This is a genomic window from Streptomyces sp. NPDC049879, assembly GCF_044461265.1.
Lineage (GTDB): Bacteria > Actinomycetota > Actinomycetes > Streptomycetales > Streptomycetaceae > Streptomyces.
This window is the reverse complement of record NZ_JBITKT010000006.1, coordinates 483812-505512: the sequence shown is the minus strand read 5'-3', so window position 1 is coordinate 505512 and position 21701 is coordinate 483812. Positions and strand designations below refer to the sequence as shown.

The following is a 21701-nucleotide window of genomic DNA, read 5'->3' as shown; positions in this document are numbered from 1 at the left end:
GCCTAGTGCTGTGACCGGAAAGGTTCACCGACTCACGACGCCCGGCACGGCACCTCGCTGCGTTACCGCATCGCGCGAGTACGGCCGAGTACGAGCTGCGATCCGGTGCCTTGCGATGCACCGCACCTGGGGGCACCCCCAGCCGCCAGGCTGGGGGAGCCGTGAGCCGGCAAACCTTCCCGGCCACAGCACTAGGATGACGTTCGAATCACTGACTCATCCGTGAACGGGAGCGCTGCCATGGCGGGAGCCGGCCGGGCCTGTGCCGAGGCCGCCGTGACGGTGGTGATGCCCACCTACAACGAGGCGGACAGCCTGCCCGTGACGGCGGCGGCGCTGCTCGCCCTGCCGCTGCCGGGGCTGCGGCTGCTCGTCGTGGACGACGCGAGCCCCGACGGCACGGGCGAGCTGGCCGACGGGCTCGCCGCCCGCCACCCGGGCCGCGTCTCGGTGCTGCACCGCACCGCCAAGGACGGCCTGGGCCGCGCGTACGTCGCGGGCATGACCCGCGCCGTGGACGAGGGCGCGGCGTACGTCCTGCAGATGGACGCCGACGGCAGCCACGGCACGGAGTACGTCCCGCAGCTCGTCGGCACGGCCCTGGCGACCGGCGCCGGGCTCGTCGTCGGCAGCCGCTACGTGCCGGGCGGCAGGCTCGCCGACGAGTGGGCGCCGCACCGCAGGCTGCTGTCGCGCTGGGCGAACCGGTACGTCGGCGCCGTCCTGCGCACCGGGCTGCGCGACGCGACGGCGGGCTTCGTCCTGTGGCGCGCCGACGTGGTGCGCGCGCTGGACCTCGAACACACCCGCAGCAACGGCTACAGCTTCCAGGTCGAGCTGAAGCACGCCGCCGTCCGCGCGGGGCACGCCGCCGTCGAGATCCCCATCCGCTTCGAGGAGCGGCGGCAGGGGGCGTCGAAGATGTCGGCCCGCGTGCAGTACGAGGCGGCGCTGCTGCCCTGGCGGCTGCTGCTCGGCGACCTGACGGGCCGCCGCCGCGCGGCCGTTCCCCCTGCCGAGGGGGAGCCCGTCCCGGAAGAGCCCGCCGCCACATCCCGGCTCCGGTGACCCCGCCGCCATGACCCTGCTCACCGGCATAAGGGACATACGCGCGCCCGCCGCCCGTACATCCCCGACGCTGCGCGCCGCCGCCCCCGCCCTGCTGCTCTACGCGGCGGTCCGTATGACCGGTCTGCTGATCCTCGCCTGCTGGGCGGCCGTCGAGGACAAGAGCCCGCACACCCTGCTCAACGACCGCTGGGACTCCGTCTGGTACGCCCGCGTCGCCGCGGACGGCTACGGGTACGAGATCCGGCTCCCGGACGGCGACCTCCACTCCGACCTGGCGTTCTTCCCCCTCTTCCCCGCCCTCGAACGGGCCGTCTCCGCCGTCACGCCGCTCTCCGTCAACGACGCGGGGCTGCTGATCGGCTGGGCCGCGTCGCTCGCCGCCGCCTGGGGCATCTGGGCGGTGGCGCGGCTGATCTCCGGGCGCGACGCGCTGGGCGTCGTGCTGGTGGGACTGTGGGGCGCGTACCCGACCGCGTTCGTGCAGTCGATGGCGTACACCGAGGCGCTGTTCACGGCGCTGGCGGCCTGGGCCCTGTACGCGCTGCTGACCGGCCGCTGGCTGACGGCGGGCGCGCTGGCCGTCGCGGCAGGGCTGACGCGCCCCTCCGGCGCCGCTGTGGTCGCCGCGGTGTGGGTGGCCGCCGCTGTCGCGCTGCTGGGGGCGCGCCGCCAGGGCCGCGCGTTCCCCGTCCGTCCGCTGCTGGGCGCGCTGCTGGCGCCGCTCGGCTGGTGCGGCTATGTACTGTACGTCGCGGTGCGCGAGGACAGCCCGTACGGCTACTTCGACGTCCAGGCGGGCTGGGGGAACGGCTTCGACGGCGGCCGGGCGCTGCTCGGCTTCGTCGCGGACAACCTGGCCTCCAACGTCGTCGGCGGCCTCGGGCTGATCGCGGCGCTGGTCCTCGTCGGCTGGCTGGTGGTGCTCGGGGTGCGGCAGGGGCAGCCGCTGCCGCTGGTGGCGTTCACCGTGGTGATGGTCGTGACGTCGCTGGTCGGCTCGGGGTACTTCGGGTCGCGGCCCCGGCTGATGATGCCCGCGTTCGGCCTGCTGCTGCCGCCCGCCGTGGCGCTGCTGCGGCTGCGGCGGGGGTACGTCGCGCTGGTGCTGGCGGGCGCGGCGCTGGCGTCGGGGGCGTACGGGGCGTTCACGCTGCTGGGTTCCGGCCCGCCGTGAGGTGCTTGACGATCCGCCCGTCCAGCAGGACCACGAGGCAGCCGCCGGGGCTGACGCAGTACTCGGCCTCGCCCTCGGACGTGTGATGGCGGGAGCGCAGGGTCCACTCGCCGCCGCCCGCGCGCAGGCAGACGGGGCAGTGTTCGCCGGACCCGGGGCGTGGCCGGGGCCGCGACGACGCGATGGGGGCGGTACGCCGTACGGGCCGTGACTGGCCGACGGACCACGCGGCGGCCGCCACCACCAGGGCGACGGCGCACAGCTGGCGCGCCGACAGCTCCTCGTCCAGGAGGACGAAGCCGACGCCCGCCCCGGCCGCCGGGCTCAGCGCGAGCAGGACGCCGAAGACACGCGGGCCGATGCGGCGCAGCGCGGCCATGTCCAGCGAGTAGGGGATCAGCGAGGACAGCAGCGCGACGGCGATGCCGGGTCCGATGACGGACGGGTGGGCGGCCACCGCCGCGCCGCTGGTGACGGCCGCCACCGGGCTGACCACCACGGCGCCCACCGCGAGCGCGACGGCGAGGCCCGTCCAGTCGTCGAACAGCCGCCCCACCCGCCCGTTCAGCACGACGTACGACGCCCGGCACACCGCCGCCGTCGCGCCCAGGGCCACGCCGAGCGCGGGCAGGGCGCCGCCCGGGGCCGTCAGCAGCAGCACGCCCGCGAGGGCGAGCAGCGCGGCGGCGAGGTGGGCGGGGCGGCGGGACAGGGCGGCGGCGAGGGCGAGCGGGCCGAGGAGTTCGAGGGTGGCGGCGACGCCGAGGGGGAGGTGGTCGATGGCGGAGAAGTACGCCATGTTCATCACGCCGATCGTGACGCCGAGCGCGATGGCGGCGCGCCACTGGCGGGCGGTCAGGCGTCGCAGGCGGGGGCGTACCAGGGCGCACATCACGAGTGCGGCGAAGATCAGCCGCATCCCCGCCAGCGCGACGGGGCCCGCGTCGTCGTACGCCCCCTTCGCGACCGCCGAGCCGAGCTGCATGCTCACGATCTGGCCGAGGACGAGGAGGGGCGCTGGTGTCATGGCCACCAGCGTGCTGTCATGGTCTTGTGCAGTTCAACCATTACGGCGGCCAGGCCGCCCGGCTCGCCGCCGAACTCGTCAACCTCCCCGCGCCCCCGACCCCCGCCGCCCTCGAACCGCTGCTCGCCGCCCACGAGATCCTCCGCCGCGACCTGACCCAGGCGCAGGCGGAGGAGCTGTGGGCGTGGAGCCGCCGCCTCGGGCGCTGCTTCGGCGACCAGGACCTCGGCACGCGCGTGGCGGCCGTCAACGACCTGCTGGCCGACGCGTCGAGCAGCCCGCGCATCACCATGCACGACGGGCACGCGCCGCACCTGCACTACAGCGCCCCGGGCGCGGACGCGGCGGCACACATCCGCGCCGTCACGGCGGCGGGCCTGGCGTTCGTCGTCTGCAACGCGGCACCACACCGCCTGGGCCGCTGCGCACGCTGCGACCGGGCATACGTGGACACCTCACGCAACGGCCGCCGCACGTACTGCACCGTCCGCTGCGCGAACAACGACGCCGTGACCCGCCACCGCACAACCCGCCGCGCGGCGACGGCGTGACGGTCACACCGGCTGGTGGAGCCAGGTTGACCATGTTGAGGTGATCATCGCGCGCAGGTCGTGGCGTGGTGTCCAGGAGATGTGCTTGGTCGCCATGTCGGGGCAGGCCACCACGTGAGGGGCGTCGCCCGGGCGGCGGGGGGCCCTGGTGGGGCGCAGGTGTGTCGTGCCGGTGATCTCCGTGATCAGGTCGACCATCTCGCGGACCGAGACGCCCTGTCCGCGGCCGATGTTCAGTGTCAGGTGGGCCGGTTCCGGCTGGTCGGCGAGGGCGCGGGCGGTCGCGACGTGGGCCTCGGCGAGGTCCTCGACGTGCACCCAGTCGCGGACGCAGGTGCCGTCCGGGGTCGGGTAGTCGTCGCCGAAGATGCGCGGGGGCAGTCCGGCGGCGAGGTGGTCGAACGTCATGGGGAGCAGGCCCGACGTGTCCCGGTCGGCGAGGGCGGGGAGCGCGGTGCCCGCCACGTTGAAGTGGCGCAGGCTCGCCGTCGCCATGCCGTGCGCGCGGCCGACGTCGCGGACCAGCCACTCGCCCGCGAGCTTCGTCTCGCCGTACGGGCTCAGCGGCACGCAGGGCGTGTCCTCCGTGACCCGGTCGGTGTACGGCGAGCCGTAGACGGCCGCCGACGAGGCGTACACGAAGCGGCCGACGCGGGCGCCGCGCGCCGCCTCCAGCAGGATCTGGAGGCCGTGGAGGTTCTCGCGGTAGTAGCGCAGCGGCTGGCGGACGGACTCGGCGACCTCCTTGCGGGCGGCCAGGTGCATCACGGTGTGCACGCGGTGGTCGGCGATGGTCCGGTCGAGCGCGCCCCGGTCCAGGATCGAGCCCTGGACGAGGGGTACGCCGTCGGGCAGGCGGGTCGCGTCGCCCGTGGACAGGTCGTCGTAGACCACGACCCGTTCGCCCGCCAGGGCCAGCGCGCGCACCACGTGGGCGCCGATGTACCCGGCGCCGCCGGTGATCAGAAAGGACATGCGGATACCTCCAGGAACTCGCGCGGGGAGACGCCCGGCGCGGACGGCCGGCGCGGTGCGGCCACCGCGACCGCGCCCGGGACGGGGCGGCGGGCCTTGGCGGGGACGACGGGCGGGACGTCCCGGCCGTCGAGGAAGAATGTGCGCACCACGCGCTCGGCCGCGAACCCGTCGTCGTAGGGGCAGAACCGCTGCCGGAACGCGGCGCGCCGCGCGGCGAGGCCCGGGTCCGTCCACAGGAGCGGGTCGGTGAGGGTGGCGGCGAGTTCGGCGGCGGTGCGGGTCACCGGGCCCGGTGCGGTGGCGGGCAGGTCGAAGTAGGCGCCGTGCACGGTCCGGTACGTCTCCCAGTCGTCGGCGTGGACGACGACCGGCCGGTCCAGGGCGGCGTAGTCGAACAGCACGGGCGCGTAGTCCGTGACCAGCGCGTCGGCGGCGAGGCACTGGTCCTCCAGCGCGTCGTCCGCCGCCGCGAGCAGCCGGAAGCGGGGGCCGAGGGCACGGGCGAGGGCGCCGAGGTCGAGGGGGGCGCGCCGCCGGGAGGCGTACGCCCGGGGCGCGGGGGCGTACAGAACGGCGAGCACGCCGTCGGGCACGCCGAGGCGTGCGCGGGCGCGCAGGACGTCGGCGACGCCCGCCGTGTGGAAGACGTCGGCGCGCGGGGAGCCGTACTCCAGCGTCACGTAGTCGGCCGGGTAGGCGGCCTCCCAGGCGAGGGTGGAGTGGCGGTTGGCGGAGAGGCAGTAGTCCCAGGTGTCGATCTGCCGCAGCAGCCGGGGCACGTCGCGCACCCGCGTGTCCAGGCCGCGGTGGGCGACGGGTGTGCCGCGGTGGGTCTGGAGGCGCAGCTGCCCGGGGCGGTCGGCGAGGATGTCGGGGAAGCCGCTGTTGCTGACGAGGAAGCGGGCGCGGGCCAGCGCGGACCAGTACGCGGCGGTGCCGGGCGTCAGGCGCCGTACGCCGGTGGGCAGGGACTGGCCGGGCCCGGCGACCCAGGCGGTGCGGATGCCGGTGGCCAGTTCGCGCAGCTTCGCCTCGATGGCGGCCGGGTGGCAGCCGTACCTGCCGCCGCGGCCGGTGGTGAACACGGCGAGCCGCCGGTCGAGGGGCAGTCGCAGCTGGCAGCGGTAGTGCGCGCGCAGGGCGAGGGCGCGCAGCCGCCGCCCCGCGCCGCGCACGACGGCGTGCAGCCGCCTGCCGAGGCGCTGGGCCACCGCCGTGAGCTGGAACGCGCGCCGTGCGCCCAGCCGGAAGAGGACGTGCGCCCCGCCTTGCTTCGCGCCGAGCGCGGTGGCCCCGGCCGCCGTGCGGTGCCGCCTGCACAGGGCGGCGCTGCGGCGGAAGAAGTCGGCGCGTTCGGCGGCGGGCAGCAGCCCCGGGGTGCGGTAGACGGTGCTGAGGTGGTCGGCCATGCGCCGGTAGAGCGCCGCGCGCCACCGCTGGGTGGGCAGCAGGGCGAAGGCGCGTTCGTACTGGTCCACCAGGTCGGCGTGCCCCGGCCCCGGCCCGTGCGTACGGCCGCCCCGGCGGCGGGCGCGGTGGTGCAGGCACACCCGGTCGAGCACGGCGACGGTCTCGGCGGCGATCAGCGCCGGGTAGGCGAAGGGCACGTCCTGGTGGTGTCCCGGCGGGAAGCGCAGGCCGGTGCCGAGCAGGAAGTCGCGGCGGTACGCGCGTCCCCAGGCGGTCGGGGGCAGCCGCAGCAGGGACGGCCGGGCGGTGAGGGGACCGGCGTCGGGGCCGCGCCGGGAGAGCAGCCCGGCGGCGAGGCCGGGGGAGAGGGTGCCGTCGAACGAGAGGACGGCGTGGTCGTGCACCAGCAGCTGCGGGTGGCCGGTGGTGTCCAGGCGGGCGGCGATGGCGGCCAGGGCGCCGGGGGTGAGGGCGTCGTCGCCGTCGAGGAAGAGGACGTAGTCGCCGGTGGCGCGGTCGAGCGCGGCGTTCCTGGCCGGTCCCGGGCCGAGCGTGCGGGGGAGGCGGAGGCCGGTGACGCGGGCGTCGGCGGCGGCGAACTCGGCGATGATGTCGCCGCACGCGTCGGGGGACGCGTCGTCCACGACCAGCAGTTCGAGGTCGGTGTGGTCCTGCGTGAGCACGGAGGTCAGGCAGGCGGGGAGATACGCCTGCACCTGGTAGGCGGGCACGATGATGCTGAAGCGGGGCACGGCACCACATCCACGGGGCGGCATATCGGATGACCAATGACCATCCGACAATCTCTCTTCCGCAGTGCCATCCCGGGGACGAGCGAGGTGTCGCGCCCGCGATCCGTTCATTTGGAGCAAAAGGCAGCGCACACGGCAGGGGCCGGGCCCGGCGGTCGCCCGCCGGGCCCGGCCCCGTCGCCGTACGGTCGCGCCGCCGCCCTACTTCACGGCGCCGGACATCATCCCGGCCACGAACTGCCGCTGGAACGCGAAGAAGATCACCAGCGGGATGACCATCGTCAGGAACGCGCCCGGCGCCAGCACGTCGAAGTTGCTGCCGAACTGCCGCATCTCCTGCTGGAGCGCGACCGTCATCGGCGGCGACCCCGAGTCGGCGAAGATCAGCGCCACCAGCATGTCGTTCCACACCCACATGAACTGGAAGATGCCGAGCGCCGCGATCGCCGGGCCGGCCAGCGGCAGCACCACGCGGGTGAACAGCCGCAGCTCGCCCGCCCCGTCCAGCTTCGCCGCCTCCAGCAGCTCGCGCGGGATCTCGGCGAAGAAGTTCCGCAGCAGGAAGATGGCGAACGGCAGGCCGAACGCGGAGTGGAACAGGACCACGCCCAGCGTCGTCTCGAAGATCCCCAGCGTGTTGAACAGCCGCGCCACCGGGATCAGCGCCACCTGCACCGGCACCACCAGCAGCGCCACCACGACCAGGAACCACCAGTCGCGGCCGGGGAAGTCGAGCCAGGCGAACGCGTACGCCGCCAGCGCGCCCAGCAGGATCACCAGGACGGTCGACGGCACGGTGATCAGCACCGTCGTCCACACCGAGTCGGTGAACGTGCCGTTGCTGAGCAGCGCGTCGTAGTTCCCGGCCGTCCACTGCCCGGGGTCGGTCAGCGCCTCCCACCAGCCGGAGGACGCGATGTCGCGCGAGTCGCGGAACGAGGACACCAGCAGCCCGGCGGTCGGCAGCAGCCACACCACCGCCAGGATCACCAGCACCACCCGCACCCCGCCGCTCGCGGCGACGGAGGCGACCCGGGAGGCCAGGGAACGCCGGGGCGGCCCGGAGGCTCCGCCCGCCGGGGACCCCGAGGGTCCGGGCTCTTTCGCGGTCAGGGTCGTCGCGGTCACCGCTGGTTCTCCCGTCGCAGCCTTCTCAGGTTGAAGAACATCACCGGCAGGACCAGGAGCAGCAGGAGCACCGCGATGGCGCTGCCGACGCCCTGGTCGCCGCCCGTGCCGAAGGACTCCAGGTAGAGCTGGAGCGCCAGCACATTGGCGTCACCCTGGCTGGAGCTGGGCGGGATGACGTACACGAGGTCGAAGATCTTCAGCACGTTGATCATCAGCGTCACCATGACCACCGCGAGCAGCGGCGCCAGGAGGGGGACGGTGATGCGGCGGAAGACCTGCCACTCGTTCGCGCCGTCGACGCGGGCGGCCTCCAGCGTCTCCCGCGGCACCCCGGCCAGGCCCGCCGCGATGAGGACCATCGCGAAACCGGCCCACATCCAGACGTACGAGCCGATGATCGCGGGCGTCACCAGGTTGGGCCCGAGCCACTCGGCGCCGTTGTACGGGGCGGTGAAGCTGTCCGCCGCCAGCCGCAGCTGCGCGCCGTCCGCCTCGGCGGGCAGCGTGAACGTCCCGTCGTCCCCGGTCGTCGCGTCGGCGACCACGTCGCCGTCCCGCACGGCCTCGACGGTGATGCCCGCCAGGCCCTTCTCCTCCGGGTCGATCGTGTCGGGCGTGCCGCCGCCCCGCGTGAAGTCCATCCACACGGTGCCGCTCACCGCGTCCGCGGCGCCCTCCGGCGCGGCGGCGGGCGCCGCGCCCTCCAGCTCGGGCTGCGGCACGGCCACCAGCGGCAGCAGCACCGGCTGACCGGCCGAGACGGGCGTCTCCAGCAGGTACGAGCCGTCGTCCTGCGCCGTGATCGGCCCGTCGGGGCGCGGCTCGGCGTCGGGCCAGGACGAGTCGCCCGAGAACGTGTCGTGCACGGTGGTCAGCACCGCGTTCGCCAGCCCGCGGTCCGGGTCCTGCTCGTACACCAGCCGGAAGATGATGCCGGCGGCCAGCATGGAGATGGCCATCGGCATGAAGATGATCAGCTTGAACGCGGTGGCCCAGCGGATACGTTCCGTCAGGACCGCGAAGATCAGGCCGAGGCCGGTCGCCACGGTGGGCGCGACCACGATCCATATGAGGTTGTTGCGCAGGGCGTGCCGTATCGAGTCGTTGCTGAACAGCTCCGTGAAGTTGTCCAGGCCCACGAACCCGTCGCCCGACGCGTCGAACAGACTGCGCCAGACCGTGTACGCGATGGGGTAGACGACCAGTGCGCCGAGCAGCAGCAGCGCGGGCAGCAGGAAGCACGCGACGGCCCAGGGCCGGGCTCTGATCACCGCCTTGCCGGATGCCATGGGATGTCAGTCTCCGTCCGTCAGTGAGGGAACCGCAGTGGGAGCACCGCAGTGGTGAACCACGGGGTGACCCGCGGGTGGTGAGCCGTCAGTCGCCGTACGCGGCGGCGGCCTGGGACTCCAGGTACTCCTGGGCCCCCTGGATGTCGGCGGGGTCGCGCAGGAAGTTCTGGAGCCCCTGCCACATGCCCTGCCCTGTGGTGCCGCCGAAGTCGGCGGGCGTCTGGTCCGACATGTCGAACCGGAAGTCGTCGCCCGCCGCGATGAGCGCCTCGGCGATGCCGCGCTGCGTGTCGTTCGGGTACGCCTCCAGGTCGAGCGACCTGTTGGGCGACACGTAGCCGCCCGGCTCGGCCCAGATCGCCGCGGCGTCGGTCGAGGCGAGGAACGCCAGCATGGCCTGCTGCGCCTCGCTGGCCTCGCCGTCCGGCGCGATGGCGACGGCCGCGTCGCCCGCGCTCACCACCGGCGCGTCCCCGCCGCCCACGGCCGGGAAGGGGAAGACGCGCGCGTCCTCGCCGATCACGGCGTCCGTGCTGTCGGTGATCACGGCGCCGACGAAGTCCGCCTCGAAGACCATCCCGGCGGCGGGCGTCTCCAGGTCGGTGAACGTCTGGGTGACCGAGGTCGGGAAGTCCGTCTGGAGCGAGCCGCCCGCGCCGCCCGCCAGGAACCGCTCCTCGCCGAAGACCTGGCCGAGGGCGGTCAGCGCGTCGGTGACGCTCGGGTCGGTCCACGGGATCTCGTGCGCGATCAGCCGGTCGTACATCTCACCGCCGGACTGGGAGAGGTAGATGTTCTCGAACCAGTCGGTGAGCGTCCAGCCGTCGCCGCCCGCGACGGACAGCGGCGTCGTCCCCGACTCCCACAGCGTCCAGGACGTCGACACGAAGTCGTCCCAGCTCTCCGGCGGCGAGACACCGGCGTAGTCGAACGCCGTGTCGCTGTACCAGACGAGCGACTTGTTGGCCGCCTTCACGTACACGCCGTACTGCACGCCGTCCCGGGCGGCGATGTCCTGCCAGCCCTGCGTGTAGTTGGCGTCGAGCTGCTCCTGCACCAGGTCGCCGACCGGGGCTATCCAGCCCTGTTCGGCGAACTCCTGGAGCACGCCGGGCTGCGGGACCATCACGATGTCCGGCGGCGAACCGCCCTCGATCTTGGTGCCCACGAACTGCGAGACGTTGTCCCCGCTCGGCACATAGCTGACCGAGGCGCCGGTACGCGCCTCGAACTCGTCCATGACGCGCAGGAAGTTGTCCCGCTCCGCGCCCGTCCACACCGCCGAGACCTCCAGCGACTGCCCGCCGAGGTCCGGCAGTTCGATCGTCACCGGGTGGTCACGCCCCGTGTCGTCCTCCTCCGCGCTGCACGCCGACAGCGCCAGCGCGGTCACGGCGACCGTCGCCGCCGTCGCACGGAAGACCCTCCGCCGGGAAACCCGGCCCGAACCGCCCATGAGCACCGCCTCACCCCATCCGGTACGGCAACGCCCCCACAGCGCAGGGTGTGCAACGCCGCACGTCCTGATCACTGAGTCCTACGCCCGCCGTTCTGTGCGGGCAAGACCACGGAGGGTGTCAACTGCCGTTTGTGATCCGGCTGTTACCCAAGATCGAAGCGGTGGAACGCGAATTTCCGATCATGTACCGACGTGTCGTCGCGCGGGGTCAGACGAGGCTCGCGGGCGCCGATCTGTCCGCGTCGGCGGCACGGGAGGCGGCGGACGCGAGCAGGGCGATGTCGGTCGGCCCGTTGCCCAGTTCGCGGACCGGCCGGCGGGTCGGCGGGTCGCCCTCGCGGGCCCAGTCGAGTCGCGTCACGGTGGGCCGCGCGGTCGCCGTCCTGGGGATGCGCCCGGTCACCCGCCCGGCCTGGAACGGCGCCGCCGTCCCGCCCCTGCGCACCTCGCCCCGCCCGGCGGGCTGCCCGGTCATGGCCACGGATATGCCCCCGCCGGGCGCCACCGGACCGCCCACCACGACCAGCCGCACCCCGAGGCGCACGCCCTCGGACGCCACCGCGTCGAGCACCCGCACCACCGACCCCGCGGCCTGCCGCCCCGGCGCGCCGAGCGGCGGCGCGAGCAGCGCGTCGAAGTCGTCCACGAGCACGACGAGCCACGGCAGCGGATCGCTCCCCGGCGCCAGCACGGGCGGCCCCTCCGGCGCGCCGAGCGTCACGTCGCCCGCCGCCCTGGGCGCGTGGACCCGGCCGAGCCGGCCCCGTACGGCGCCGAAGTCCGCGTCGCCGAGCAGCGCGGCCCGGCGCTTCAGCTCGGCCCGCAGCGCCTGGGCGAACGCCCGCATGCGCACCGGATCGGTGGCCCCCAGGTAGGTGGCGACGTGCGGCAGCTCCGCGCCCGGCCGCAGGCCGTCGCCCGCGCCCTCCACGAGCAGCAGCGACAGGTCGCGCGGCCCGCGCGTGGTGGCGAGGGAGGCGGCGAGCGTGCTCAGCAGCTCGGTACGCCCCGAGCCGGGGCCGCCCTCCACCGTCAGCGGGCCCCGCAGCGCGGCCAGGTCCACCGCGACCGGGCCGTGCGCTCCCGCGCCGAGCACGGCGGTGAGCCCTTCGCGCCCGGTCCACCGCTCGCGCAGCGTGCCGGGCGTGACGCGCGACAGCTCCAGCACGTCGAGGAGGCGGCAGGTGTCCGGCAGCGCCGCCGCCCGCGCCGGGGCGGGCGCGCCGTCGGCACCGGCGTCCTCGGCGACCGGCGCCAGGGCCCGCGCGAACCGTTCGGCCCACGCCGGGGACACGGCGTCCGCGCCCACCGGGGGACCTGCCTGCCCGTCCCGGCCGACGACGCGCAGGGACGTCGCGACCGCGCCGCTCAGCAGGACGGCCGCGCTGCACGCCGCGAACACCGGGGACACGGCGCGCGCGGCCGCCAGCGACCGTTCGACCGGCGACGCGGGCGTGGCGGAGGCGGCCTCGGCCAGCGCCACGACGTGGACACCGGCCGCGGCGCCACCGGCGGCGAGCCGGGTGAGGGCCGAGACGGTGGCCGGGGGGGTGTCGGGGCCGCAGTCGGCCAGGACGACCACGCGCCGCCCGCCCGGCCCCGCCGCGCCGTCCGTGCGCTCGGCCAGTTCGCGCAGCCGCGCCGCGGCCTGCTCGGCGTCGAAGCCGACCAGCAGGCGGCAGTCCTGGCCGCGCTCGGGGCGGGTGTGCGGGAGCCAGCCGAGCCACGACCAGTCGGCGGCGCGCCCCGGCGCGATCACGACGAGTTCGAGTGCGCCGGGCGCGTGGAACGCCGCCAGTTGCGCCAGCACGGCGCGCGCCACACCGGTCACGCGGTCGCGCGGCCCGGCCAGCCCGAGCGAGCCGGCCGCGGCGAGGTCCACCGTCACCGGCGGCAGGGCGCGCGAGGGGCGGTGCGCCGTCCCGACGCGCACGCGCAGCGCGTCCGGGTGCCCGGGGCCGCGCTCCCACAGCCGGGGGCCGCGGTCGAGCGCGGTGAGCAGCACGGTGGCGGGGTCGGGGCAGCGCGCCTCGTCGGCGGCGTCGGCACCACCGGGGGCGTACGCGTCAGGCGCGGCGTCCCAGCGGGGCATCTGGCGCGTCCCGGTGTCGAGTTCGGGCCCGCGGCCCCTCCCCCGGCCGCCGAGGCCGCGCCGCGCGGGACGCTGCCCGTGCCCCGCCTCGTCCTCCTCCGCGCGCCGGGGCGCGGGCAGGTGCCCGGCCGCGCCGTCGCGCCCGCCCTCGGTCACGACGCGCAGCGCCGTCTCGCCGAGCCGCAGCACGCCGCCGGACGGTACGGGCACCGGGCCGCCGGTCACGGGGCGGCCGTCGAGCAGCGTCCCGTTGGTCGATCCGGCGTCGGTCACGGTGACGGAGCCGTCGGGGCCGACGGTCAGCGAGCAGTGCGCGCGGGAGATGTCGGGGTCGTCCAGGGGGACGTCCGCCTGCGCCGACCTGCCGATCCGGACCTCGCCGCCGCGCAGCAGGTGGACGCCGCCCGCGTCGGGTCCCGCGGCGACCAGCAGCGTCGCGGGGACGGGCTCGCGCCGCGCGGTCTCCAGGGGGTGCTGGAAGGCGAGGACGGCGCCGTCCACCAGGGGCGGTTCGCCGAGCACGGTGCGGCGCGGGTCGAGGTACCTGTCCTCGCAGAAGACGGCGCCGGGCGCCGCGCCGCCGGGGGAGACGGCACCGGCCAGGGCGCCGAGCACGGTGTCGAGCGGGGTCCCGGCCGGGGCGCCGATCCGCACGTCCACGCCGCCCGAGCCGTCACCGGGCCACACGGTCAACCTGATCTGAATCGGCATCGGCCCTCCCGGTCACCTCACCAGCGATCCGGCGCTCCCGCGGGCCGTCCCCGGCCGCGGTCGCATCGGATGCTGATGCTGAAAGCATCCTCGCACCCAGCACCGACAGCGCACCGCGCCGCTGGCGCTTAATGATCTTGATTGGCGATATCTGACCAGAACTGATCGGTGGGGTGTCCGTCCCCGGCCCGGCGAACCGGTCGTTCCCGCCCAACCCGGGCCGCCCGTACCGCGACCGCGCCGTGCTCGGCGGCGCGCATGATCGTAGAGCCAGAGAGCCGCCCGGCACGAGAGCGCCCGCACAGGCCCCCCGCCTCGCGGGAAACCGCGCGCCCCCGCCCCGGCGTCCTCCTCCCCGCACCCCACCGCCGCGGACGGCCGTCACACACACGTTCGTGGCGCGGGGCGGCCCCACTACAGTAGGGAACTCGGGTCCCGACACAGCACCAGGGAGCGCACGTGCGGCCGGTAGGCAGCAAGTACCTGCTCGAAGAGCCGCTCGGACGCGGCGCCACCGGCACCGTCTGGCTCGGACGCCAGCGCCAGGCCGCCGGGGACGAGGCGGCCGTCACGGGCGAGCCGGGCGAACGCGTCGCGGTCAAGGTCCTCAAGGAGGAGCTGGCCGCCGACCCGGACGTCGTGATGCGCTTCATGCGCGAGCGCGCCGTCCTGCTGCGGCTCGGCAACGACAGCCACCAGAACATCGTCCGCACCCGCGACCTCGTCGTCGAGGGCGACATGATCGCCCTGGTCATGGACCTCATCGACGGCCCCGACCTGCACCGCTACCTGTACGAGAACGGGCCCTTCAGCCCCGTCGGCGCCGCGCTGCTCACCGCCCAGATCGCCGACGCGCTCGCCGCCGCGCACGCCAAGGGCATCGTGCACCGCGACCTCAAGCCCGCGAACGTCCTGCTCGCCGGTGCCGAACGCCGCACCGACCCGCCGGGCCCGCCCGCCGACCCGCGGCCCATGCGCCCGATGCTCACGGACTTCGGCATCGCCCGCCTCGCGGACTCCCCCGGGGTCACGCGCGCCCACGAGTTCGTCGGCACCCCCTCCTACGTCGCGCCCGAGTCCGCCGAGGGCAAGCCGCAGACCTCGGCCGTCGACGTCTACGCGGCGGGCATCGTCCTGTACGAACTGCTCACCGGCCAGCCCCCGTTCGGCGGCGGCAGCACCCTGGAGGTCCTGCGCCGCCACCTCAGCGACGAGCCGCGCCGCCCCGACGGGCTGCCGGGACCGCTGTGGACCGTCATCGAGTGCTGCCTGCGCAAGAACCCGGCCGAACGCCCCGGCGCCGCCGGTCTCGCCCGCGCTCTGCGCACCGTCGCCGCCGGAATCTCCGAGCGCGCCACGACCGAGCAGCGCGACGCCGCCCTCGGCGTGACGGCCCTGCTCGTGCCGGACGCCCGCCCCGTGAAGGTCCCCGGCACCGGCATCTCGCCCCCCGGCTCCGCCGAGCCCACCCAGGTGCTCCCCGGCGGCTCGGGCGGCGGACAGCCCGCCTCCGACCCGTTCGGCAGGACCAGCGTCCTGCCCCAGCGCGACAACGGCGGCGACGACCTCAACACCACGCGCGCCCTCCCCACCTCGGGCGCCCCCGAGCCGGAGGGCCCGCACCCCTGGCAGGACCAGATGCGCGCCGCCCGCGACCGCAACGAGCCGACGCGCGTCCAGCCCGTCGACCCGTACGACCCGCTCCAGCGCGCGCCCCGGCGCCAGCAGCAGCGCCGCCCCGCGCCCCCGCCCCAGCAGGCGCAGCAGCCGCAGGGCTACGCGTACCCGCCGCAGCAGCCGCAGCAGGACTACCGCAAGCCGCAGGCGTCGCCGTACGCGCAGCAGCCGTATCAGCAGCAGTACCAGCAGCCGTACCGCCAGCCCGTCCCGCCGCAGCAGCCGGTGCCGCCGCGGCGGCAGGACGACCGCAGGGACGAGCCCCCGCGCGACCGCGGCCGGTCACGCAGCGCGAACCCGATGCGCATTCCCGGGCTGGGCTGCCTCAAGGGCTGCCTGTTCATGGTCCTGATTCTCGTGGTGATCGTCGTTCTCGTGTGGAACTTCACACCGGTCCAGGACTGGATTGCGGACGGCCGGAGTTTCTGGGACACGGTCACCGACTGGTTCGACGACGTACGGGAATGGCTCGGCCTCATCGACGAGGCGAACCAACAGGTCGAGGACATCCAGGAGAACATGCCGAACAATTGACGGCTGCCTCGGGGATTTATCGACTTCCGCGTACCGAATTTCCCCGGGCCATGCCCATAAAACCGGGCAATCCTGGCGCGCTTGTCCGCACGCCGCCCGGCGCTCGTCGTAGCCTCACGCCATGGCACGGAACATCGGCGGCGTCTACACCGCCCACCGCGTCCTGGGGCGCGGCAGCGCCGGAACGGTCTGGCTCGGCGAGGGCCCTGACGGCCCCGTGGCCATCAAGCTGCTGCGCGAGGACCTGGCGGCCGACCCGGACCTGGCCGAGCGGTTCGCCCACGAACGGCACGCGCTCCTCGGCCTCGAACACCCGAACATCGTCGGCGTCCGCGACCTGATCGTCGGCGACCCCGCCGACTCCGGCGCGGACGCGGACGACCGCATCGCCCTCGTGATGGACCTCGTCCGCGGCCCCGACCTCCGCGCCCACCTGGAGCGCGAACGCCGCCTCGCGCCCCTGGAGGCGGTCTCCATCGTCGCGGGCGTCGCCTCCGGGCTCGCCGTGGCGCACGCCGCCGGGATCGTCCACCGCGACGTCAAGCCGGAGAACATCCTGCTCGACATCCGCGACGGCGCCACCACCGCGCTGCTCACCGACTTCGGCGTCGCCAAGCTGATCGACGAGCCGCGCCACGCGGGCAAGTCCGGCGTCGTCGGCACCCCCGACTACATGGCGCCGGAGATCGTCGAGGGCCTGCCCCCGCGCGCCGCCGTGGACATCTACGCCCTGGTCACCGTGCTGTACGAACTGCTCGCCGGGTTCACCCCCTTCGGCGGCGGCCACCCCGGCGCCGTCCTGCGCCGCCAGGTCACCGAGAAGGCCGCCGAGCTGCCGGGCCTGCCCCGCGAACTGTGGGAACTGATCCAGCAGTGCCTCGCCAAGGCCCCCGCGTCCCGGCTCCGCGCCGCCGAGCTGGCGTCCCGCCTCCGCGAGCTGACGCCCCTGCTCGCCGGGCTTCCCCCGCTGGACATCGGCGACCCCGTCACGGCGGGCGACGCCGCCCCCGCGCCGGAGCCGGTCGCCGCGGGCGCCCCGCGCGAGCCGGGCCCCGCGCGCGCCGCCGTGCCCCTCGTCCGGGGCTCCGCGCCGGACGGCGAGCGGATCACGCACACCCGGATGCGCGTCCCCGGCGCCGACGAGCTGGCGGGCGGCGCCCACGGCACCGCGCGCACCCCCCGCGCCCCCGGCGCACGCCGTGCCGGAGCCGCACGCCGCCCAGGAGACCGCAGGCGCCGCCGCCTGGCCCTCACCGCGGCGGGCGTGGCCCTGGCCGTCGCCATCGGCGGCTGGCTGCTCTCCTCGGGCGGCTCCGACGGCGACAACGGCGCCCCGCCCGGCGGCGCCCCCGCCCTCGTCGTGGAGAACGGCGACCCGGCCACCCCCTGACCCCCGCCCCCAGCGGTTACGCTGGTCGCGTGGCAGTCGTCGATGTTTCCGAAGTCCTGAAGTCCCTCCGCTCCACCATGGAGTCGATCGAGGCCGTCCTCGACCTGGGCAGCATGAAGGCCGAGGTCGCCTCGCTGGAGGAGCAGGCCGCCGCCCCGACCCTGTGGGACGACCCGGAGCGCGCCCAGCAGGTCACGAGCAAGCTGTCGCTGCTCCAGGGCCAGGTCACCAAGACGGAGGAGCTGCACGGCCGCATCGAGGACCTGGAGGTCCTCTTCGAGCTGGCCGAGGCGGAGGACGACGCGGACACCAGGCGCGAGGCCGAGGCCGAGCTGGCGTCCGTCCGCAAGGCCGTGGACGAGCTGGAGGTCCGCACGCTGCTGTCCGGCGAGTACGACCAGCGCGAGGCCATGGTGTCCATCCGTGCCGAGGCGGGCGGCGTGGACGCGGCCGACTTCGCCGAGCAGCTCCAGCGCATGTACCTGCGCTGGGCCGAGCGCCGGGGCTACGCGACCGAGGTCCTCGACACCTCGTACGCGGAGGAGGCGGGCATCAAGTCCACCACCTTCGCCGTCAAGGCGCCGTACGCGTACGGCACGCTCTCCGTCGAGCAGGGCACCCACCGGATGGTGCGCATCTCGCCCTTCGACAACCAGGGCCGCCGCCAGACGTCCTTCGCGGGCGTCGAGGTCCTGCCGGTGGTCGAGCAGACCGACCACATCGACATCCCCGAGAACGACATGCGGGTGGACGTCTTCCGCTCCTCGGGCCCCGGCGGCCAGTCCGTGAACACCACCGACTCCGCCGTCCGTATCACGCACCTGCCGACCGGGATCGTCGTCTCCTGCCAGAACGAGAAGTCCCAGATCCAGAACCGCGCGGCCGCCATGCGCGTCCTCCAGTCGAGGCTGCTCGCCCACCAGCGGGCGCAGGAGCAGGCGAAGATGGACGCGCTCAAGGGCGACGGCGGCAACTCCTGGGGCAACCAGATGCGCAGCTACGTCCTCCAGCCGTACCAGATGGTCAAGGATCTGCGCACGGATCACGAAGTCGGAAACCCGCAGGGTGTTTTGGACGGGGATATCGACGACTTCCTGGAAGCCGGAATCCGCTGGCGGAAACAGCAGGACAAGTAACCGTCACGCAACTATCACGCCTCGCCCGGAATTTACCGGACATCCCGCTTGACGCGGATGCGTTCACCAGGAAAGCTGATCGCCTGGCATGCCTCTGTGATCCGGGGTCGTTGTGCGCCAGGGGGCGAGTGAAGGAACCGGAACTCCCCGCACCGCCACCACCCTTGCGACAGGCTGCCCCGCACATTCGGGACGATGTCAGCTCCAAACAGCTACAGGGGGTAGTGGATACATGGCCAGTCCTAAGACGAGGGCCAACATGGCGCGCGTCGCCGCCGCGGCCGTCTTCGCCGCGGGCGCCTCGCTCGCGGTCGTCGGCACGGCGTCCGCCCAGAACGCCGCAGCGAAGCCGACCAGCACCGAGAACAGTGTCCTCGGCGTCGTCGCCGGCCAGGAGGGCGGCGTCCTCGGTCTGACCGAGGGTGCTTCCGACCCGGGTACGCCGGGCGGTGGCGAGCAGGAAGGCGCGTCCGACCCGGGTACGCCGGGCGGTGGCGAGCAGGAAGGCGCGTCCGACCCGGGTACGCCCGGCGGCGGTGAGCAGGAAGGCGCGTCTGACCCGGGTACGCCCGGTGGTGGCGAGCAGGAAGGCGCGTCTGACCCGGGTACGCCCGGTGGTGGCGAGCAGGAGGGTGCCTCTGACCCGGGTACGCCCGGTGGCGGTGAGCAGGAGGGTGCCTCTGACCCGGGTACGCCCGGTGGTGGCGAGCAGGAGGGTGCTTCCGACCCGGGTACGCCCGGCGGCGGTGAGCAGGAAGGCGCCTCCGACCCCGGCACCCCCGGTGGCGGCAACGGTGGCAACGGCGGTCCTCAGGGCGTGAACGAGGGCGGCAACGGCAACGGTGGTCTGGAGCCCGACAACCAGGGCGCCGGCAACCCGATCGAGCAGCCCGCCCCGGACGAGGACCTCACCGAGCAGCAGACCGTCGGCGGCCAGGACCAGGCCCAGGACCGCGACGAGCTGGCCGAGACCGGCGCCTCGATGAACCAGGCGCTGCTCTTCGCCGGCGCGGCGACGATGATCGCGGGCGGCGTGGCGTTCCGCTACCTGCCCCGCCTGATCAACAAGGGCGGCGGCGGCGCGGCGGCCGCCTGACGGCACCGCGTGACGCGTACCGCCCGTTCCGCCTGAGCGGGACAGCACGGCGGAGGGGCCCGGAGCACATCGCTCCGGGCCCCTCCGTACGTCTCGGCGGCCTCCCGCCCGGCCGGGCTCAGGCCGGGCGCGCCACCAGCAGGCAGACGGCGACGAGCGCCAGCAGCAGGGCCGCGAGCCCCGCCGGTCCGCCCAGGGACGACCACGGGCCGCGCCCCTCGTCGCGCAGCCGGGCCCGCTCGGCGCGGCAGACCGCGCAGCGGCCCTCGCTCACCCGCCCCGCGCAGTTCGCGCACACCAGCCAGTCGGCGGTCAATGCGATCGTCTCCTCTCGTGTCCCCCTCTGCCCTCCACTCTGCCAGGACACGGCCGGAAACGCAGAAGCCAGGACCGGACTGTGACCGAACCCCGCCCCCGCACGGCACCCCGCGCGCACCGCGCGTTCCCGCGTCCCCACCGGCCCCTGGCGCACCGGCGGCGGGTCGCCCCGACCGGACAAAGGGGGATGCGCCGGGACGCTGCCTGCGGGCGGGGCGCGGGTTCGCGTATGGTCTGCCCAGCAAGGCCCCCGCCTGTACCCCGTAACGACATGGTGTAACCGTGATCCGATTCGACAACGTGTCCAAGACGTATCCCCGGCAGAACGCGCCGGCGTTGCGAGACGTCTCCCTGGAGGTCGAGCGCGGCGAGTTCGTCTTCCTGGTGGGTTCGTCCGGCTCCGGGAAGTCCACGTTCCTGCGGCTGTTGCTGCGCGAGGAGCGCGCCTCGACCGGTTCGGTCCACGTCCTGGGCAAGGACCTGGGCCGCCTGTCCAACTGGAAGGTCCCGCAGGTGCGGCGCCAGTTGGGGACCGTCTTCCAGGACTTCCGGCTGCTCCCCAACAAGACGGTGGGGGAGAACGTCGCGTTCGCCCTGGAGGTCATCGGCCGCCCGCGCGGCCAGATCCGCAAGACCGTCCCCGAGGTGCTCGACCTGGTCGGCCTCGGCGGCAAGGAGGAGCGGATGCCGGGCGAGCTGTCCGGTGGTGAGCAGCAACGCGTCGCCATCGCCCGCGCGTTCGTCAACCGCCCGATGCTGCTGATCGCCGACGAGCCGACGGGCAACCTCGACCCGCAGACCTCGGTGGGCATCATGAAGCTGCTCGACCGCATCAACAGGACCGGCACCACCGTGGTCATGGCCACCCACGACGCGCAGATCGTGGACCAGATGCGCAAGCGCGTGATCGAGCTGGAGAAGGGCGTCCTCGTCCGCGACCAGCATCGCGGCGTCTACGGCTACCAGCACTGAACATCCACGGAAAGGACGCCATGCGCGCCCACTTCGTCCTGTCGGAGATCGGTGTCGGTCTCCGCCGGAACCTCACGATGACCTTCGCGGTGATCGTCTCGGTCGCCCTGTCGCTGTCCCTGCTCGGCGGCGCCCTGCTGGCGCGCCAGCAGGTCGACAGCATGAAGGACTACTGGTACGACCGGGTCGAGGTCTCGATATTCCTGTGCAGCGAGCTGGACGCGGACTCGCCCGCCTGCCGGCGCGGCGCGGTCACCCAGGAGCAGAAGGACCAGATCGAGGCGGAACTCGGCGAGTTCGACATCGTCGAGGAGGTCTACTACGAGTCCGCCGCGCAGGCGTACGAGCACTACGAGGAGCAGCAGGCCGACTCGCCGCTGGCCGCCGTCGTCACGCCCGAGCAGATGCAGGAGTCGTTCCGCGTCAAGCTGCACGACCCGACGCAGTACGACGTGATCTCGTCGGCGTTCGCGGGGCGTGACGGCGTCTACGAGGTCATCGACCAGCGCTCGCAGCTGGAGAACCTGTTCAACCTGCTCAACGGCGTCAACTACGCGGCGCTCGGCCTCATGGCGCTGATGCTGGTCGTGGCGCTGCTGCTGATCGTCAACACCGTGCGCGTCTCGGCGTTCAGCCGCCGCCGCGAGACGGGGATCATGCGGCTCGTGGGCGCGTCGGGCCTGTACATCCAGATGCCGTTCATCCTGGAGGCGGCGATCGCGGGCGTGCTGGGCGCGCTGTTCGCCTGCGTGTTGATAGTGGGCGTCAAGTACTTCGCGATCAACAACTTCCTGGCCCAGGAGATCCCGCTGATCGAGTTCATCGGCTGGGACGCGGTGCTCGGGGTGCTGCCGATGGTGCTGCTGGTCGGGGCGTTCATGCCGTCGGTCGCCGCGTTCTTCGCGCTGCGCAAGTATTTGAAGGTGTAAG

17 protein-coding genes are annotated in these 21701 nt (G+C 74.2%); 9 read left to right on the top strand and 8 right to left on the bottom strand.

Translation table 11 applies throughout. The annotated features are described in order from the left end of the window. Positions 1-240: 240 nt before the first annotated feature. Both ACIBPC_RS23055 and ACIBPC_RS23050 read left to right on the top strand, forming a co-directional pair. The gene (locus tag ACIBPC_RS23055) at positions 241-1068 is read left to right on the top strand and encodes a polyprenol monophosphomannose synthase (protein WP_362967717.1); all 828 of its coding nucleotides are present in this window, start codon (positions 241-243) and stop codon (positions 1066-1068) included. Between the two features lie 10 nt (positions 1069-1078). Next, positions 1079-2245: a hypothetical protein gene (locus ACIBPC_RS23050; protein ID WP_398847119.1), complete on the top strand. Its 1167-nt coding sequence runs from the start codon at positions 1079-1081 to the stop codon at positions 2243-2245. Here the strand turns inward: ACIBPC_RS23050 and ACIBPC_RS23045 are convergent. Then, the gene (locus ACIBPC_RS23045) at positions 2217-3272 is read right to left on the bottom strand and encodes an EamA family transporter (protein ID WP_398847117.1); all 1056 of its coding nucleotides are present in this window, start codon (positions 3270-3272) and stop codon (positions 2217-2219) included. The two genes, ACIBPC_RS23050 and ACIBPC_RS23045, sit on opposite strands and share 29 nt — an antisense overlap. Positions 3273-3298: 26 nt before the next feature. Between ACIBPC_RS23045 and ACIBPC_RS23040 the strand changes: the two genes are divergently transcribed. After that, positions 3299-3823: a CGNR zinc finger domain-containing protein gene (locus ACIBPC_RS23040; protein ID WP_398847115.1), complete on the top strand. Its 525-nt coding sequence runs from the start codon at positions 3299-3301 to the stop codon at positions 3821-3823. Between the two features lie 3 nt (positions 3824-3826). Here ACIBPC_RS23040 and galE read toward each other — a convergent pair whose 3' ends face one another. From galE to ACIBPC_RS23010, 6 genes are all read right to left on the bottom strand, one after another. Then, positions 3827-4798 (bottom strand): UDP-glucose 4-epimerase GalE, encoded by a 972-nt coding sequence (gene galE / locus ACIBPC_RS23035; RefSeq protein WP_398847113.1) that lies wholly within the window; start codon positions 4796-4798, stop codon positions 3827-3829. After that, positions 4786-6963 carry a CDP-glycerol glycerophosphotransferase family protein gene (locus tag ACIBPC_RS23030; RefSeq protein ID WP_398847111.1) on the bottom strand — a complete coding sequence of 726 codons (2178 nt, stop codon included), beginning with the start codon at positions 6961-6963 and terminating at the stop codon, positions 4786-4788. Before ACIBPC_RS23030 ends, galE begins: the two co-directional genes overlap by 13 nt. 201 nt (positions 6964-7164) lie before the next feature. Next, positions 7165-8076, bottom strand: a complete 912-nt coding sequence (locus ACIBPC_RS23025; RefSeq protein ID WP_362967734.1) for a carbohydrate ABC transporter permease — start codon at positions 8074-8076, stop codon at positions 7165-7167. Between the two features lie 11 nt (positions 8077-8087). After that, positions 8088-9383 (bottom strand): carbohydrate ABC transporter permease, encoded by a 1296-nt coding sequence (locus ACIBPC_RS23020; RefSeq protein ID WP_398847109.1) that lies wholly within the window; start codon positions 9381-9383, stop codon positions 8088-8090. An 88-nt stretch (positions 9384-9471) separates the two neighbouring features. Next, entirely contained in the window at positions 9472-10842 is a 1371-nt protein-coding gene (locus ACIBPC_RS23015) for an ABC transporter substrate-binding protein (RefSeq protein WP_398847107.1), read from the bottom strand. A gap of 211 nt (positions 10843-11053) precedes the next feature. Further along, complete coding sequence (locus ACIBPC_RS23010; RefSeq protein WP_398847105.1) at positions 11054-13648, bottom strand: FHA domain-containing protein; 2595 nt, start codon at positions 13646-13648, stop codon at positions 11054-11056. Between the two features lie 459 nt (positions 13649-14107). Here ACIBPC_RS23010 and ACIBPC_RS23005 point away from each other — a divergent pair, with 459 nt between their 5' ends. From ACIBPC_RS23005 to ACIBPC_RS22990, 4 genes are all read left to right on the top strand, one after another. After that, positions 14108-15859, top strand: a complete 1752-nt coding sequence (locus ACIBPC_RS23005) for a serine/threonine-protein kinase (RefSeq protein WP_398847103.1) — start codon at positions 14108-14110, stop codon at positions 15857-15859. A 121-nt stretch (positions 15860-15980) separates the two neighbouring features. Then, on the top strand, positions 15981-17249 hold the full coding sequence (locus ACIBPC_RS23000) for a serine/threonine-protein kinase (RefSeq protein ID WP_398847101.1): 1269 nt from the start codon (positions 15981-15983) through the stop codon (positions 17247-17249). 29 nt (positions 17250-17278) lie between these two features. Next, the gene (prfB, locus tag ACIBPC_RS22995; RefSeq protein ID WP_362967706.1) at positions 17279-18385 is read left to right on the top strand and encodes a peptide chain release factor 2; all 1107 of its coding nucleotides are present in this window, start codon (positions 17279-17281) and stop codon (positions 18383-18385) included. 232 nt (positions 18386-18617) lie between these two features. Further along, positions 18618-19481 carry an LPXTG cell wall anchor domain-containing protein gene (locus ACIBPC_RS22990; protein WP_398847099.1) on the top strand — a complete coding sequence of 288 codons (864 nt, stop codon included), beginning with the start codon at positions 18618-18620 and terminating at the stop codon, positions 19479-19481. Positions 19482-19599: 118 nt separating this feature from the next. Here ACIBPC_RS22990 and ACIBPC_RS22985 read toward each other — a convergent pair whose 3' ends face one another. Next, positions 19600-19797: a hypothetical protein gene (locus ACIBPC_RS22985; protein ID WP_362967703.1), complete on the bottom strand. Its 198-nt coding sequence runs from the start codon at positions 19795-19797 to the stop codon at positions 19600-19602. 284 nt (positions 19798-20081) lie between these two features. Between ACIBPC_RS22985 and ftsE the strand changes: the two genes are divergently transcribed. Together ftsE and ftsX are read left to right on the top strand one after the other, a co-directional pair. After that, a complete protein-coding gene (gene ftsE, locus ACIBPC_RS22980; protein WP_362967702.1) occupies positions 20082-20771 on the top strand; it encodes a cell division ATP-binding protein FtsE in 690 nt (229 codons plus the stop codon). 20 nt (positions 20772-20791) lie between these two features. After that, on the top strand, positions 20792-21700 hold the full coding sequence (ftsX, locus tag ACIBPC_RS22975) for a permease-like cell division protein FtsX (protein WP_362967701.1): 909 nt from the start codon (positions 20792-20794) through the stop codon (positions 21698-21700). Position 21701 lies beyond the last annotated feature (1 nt).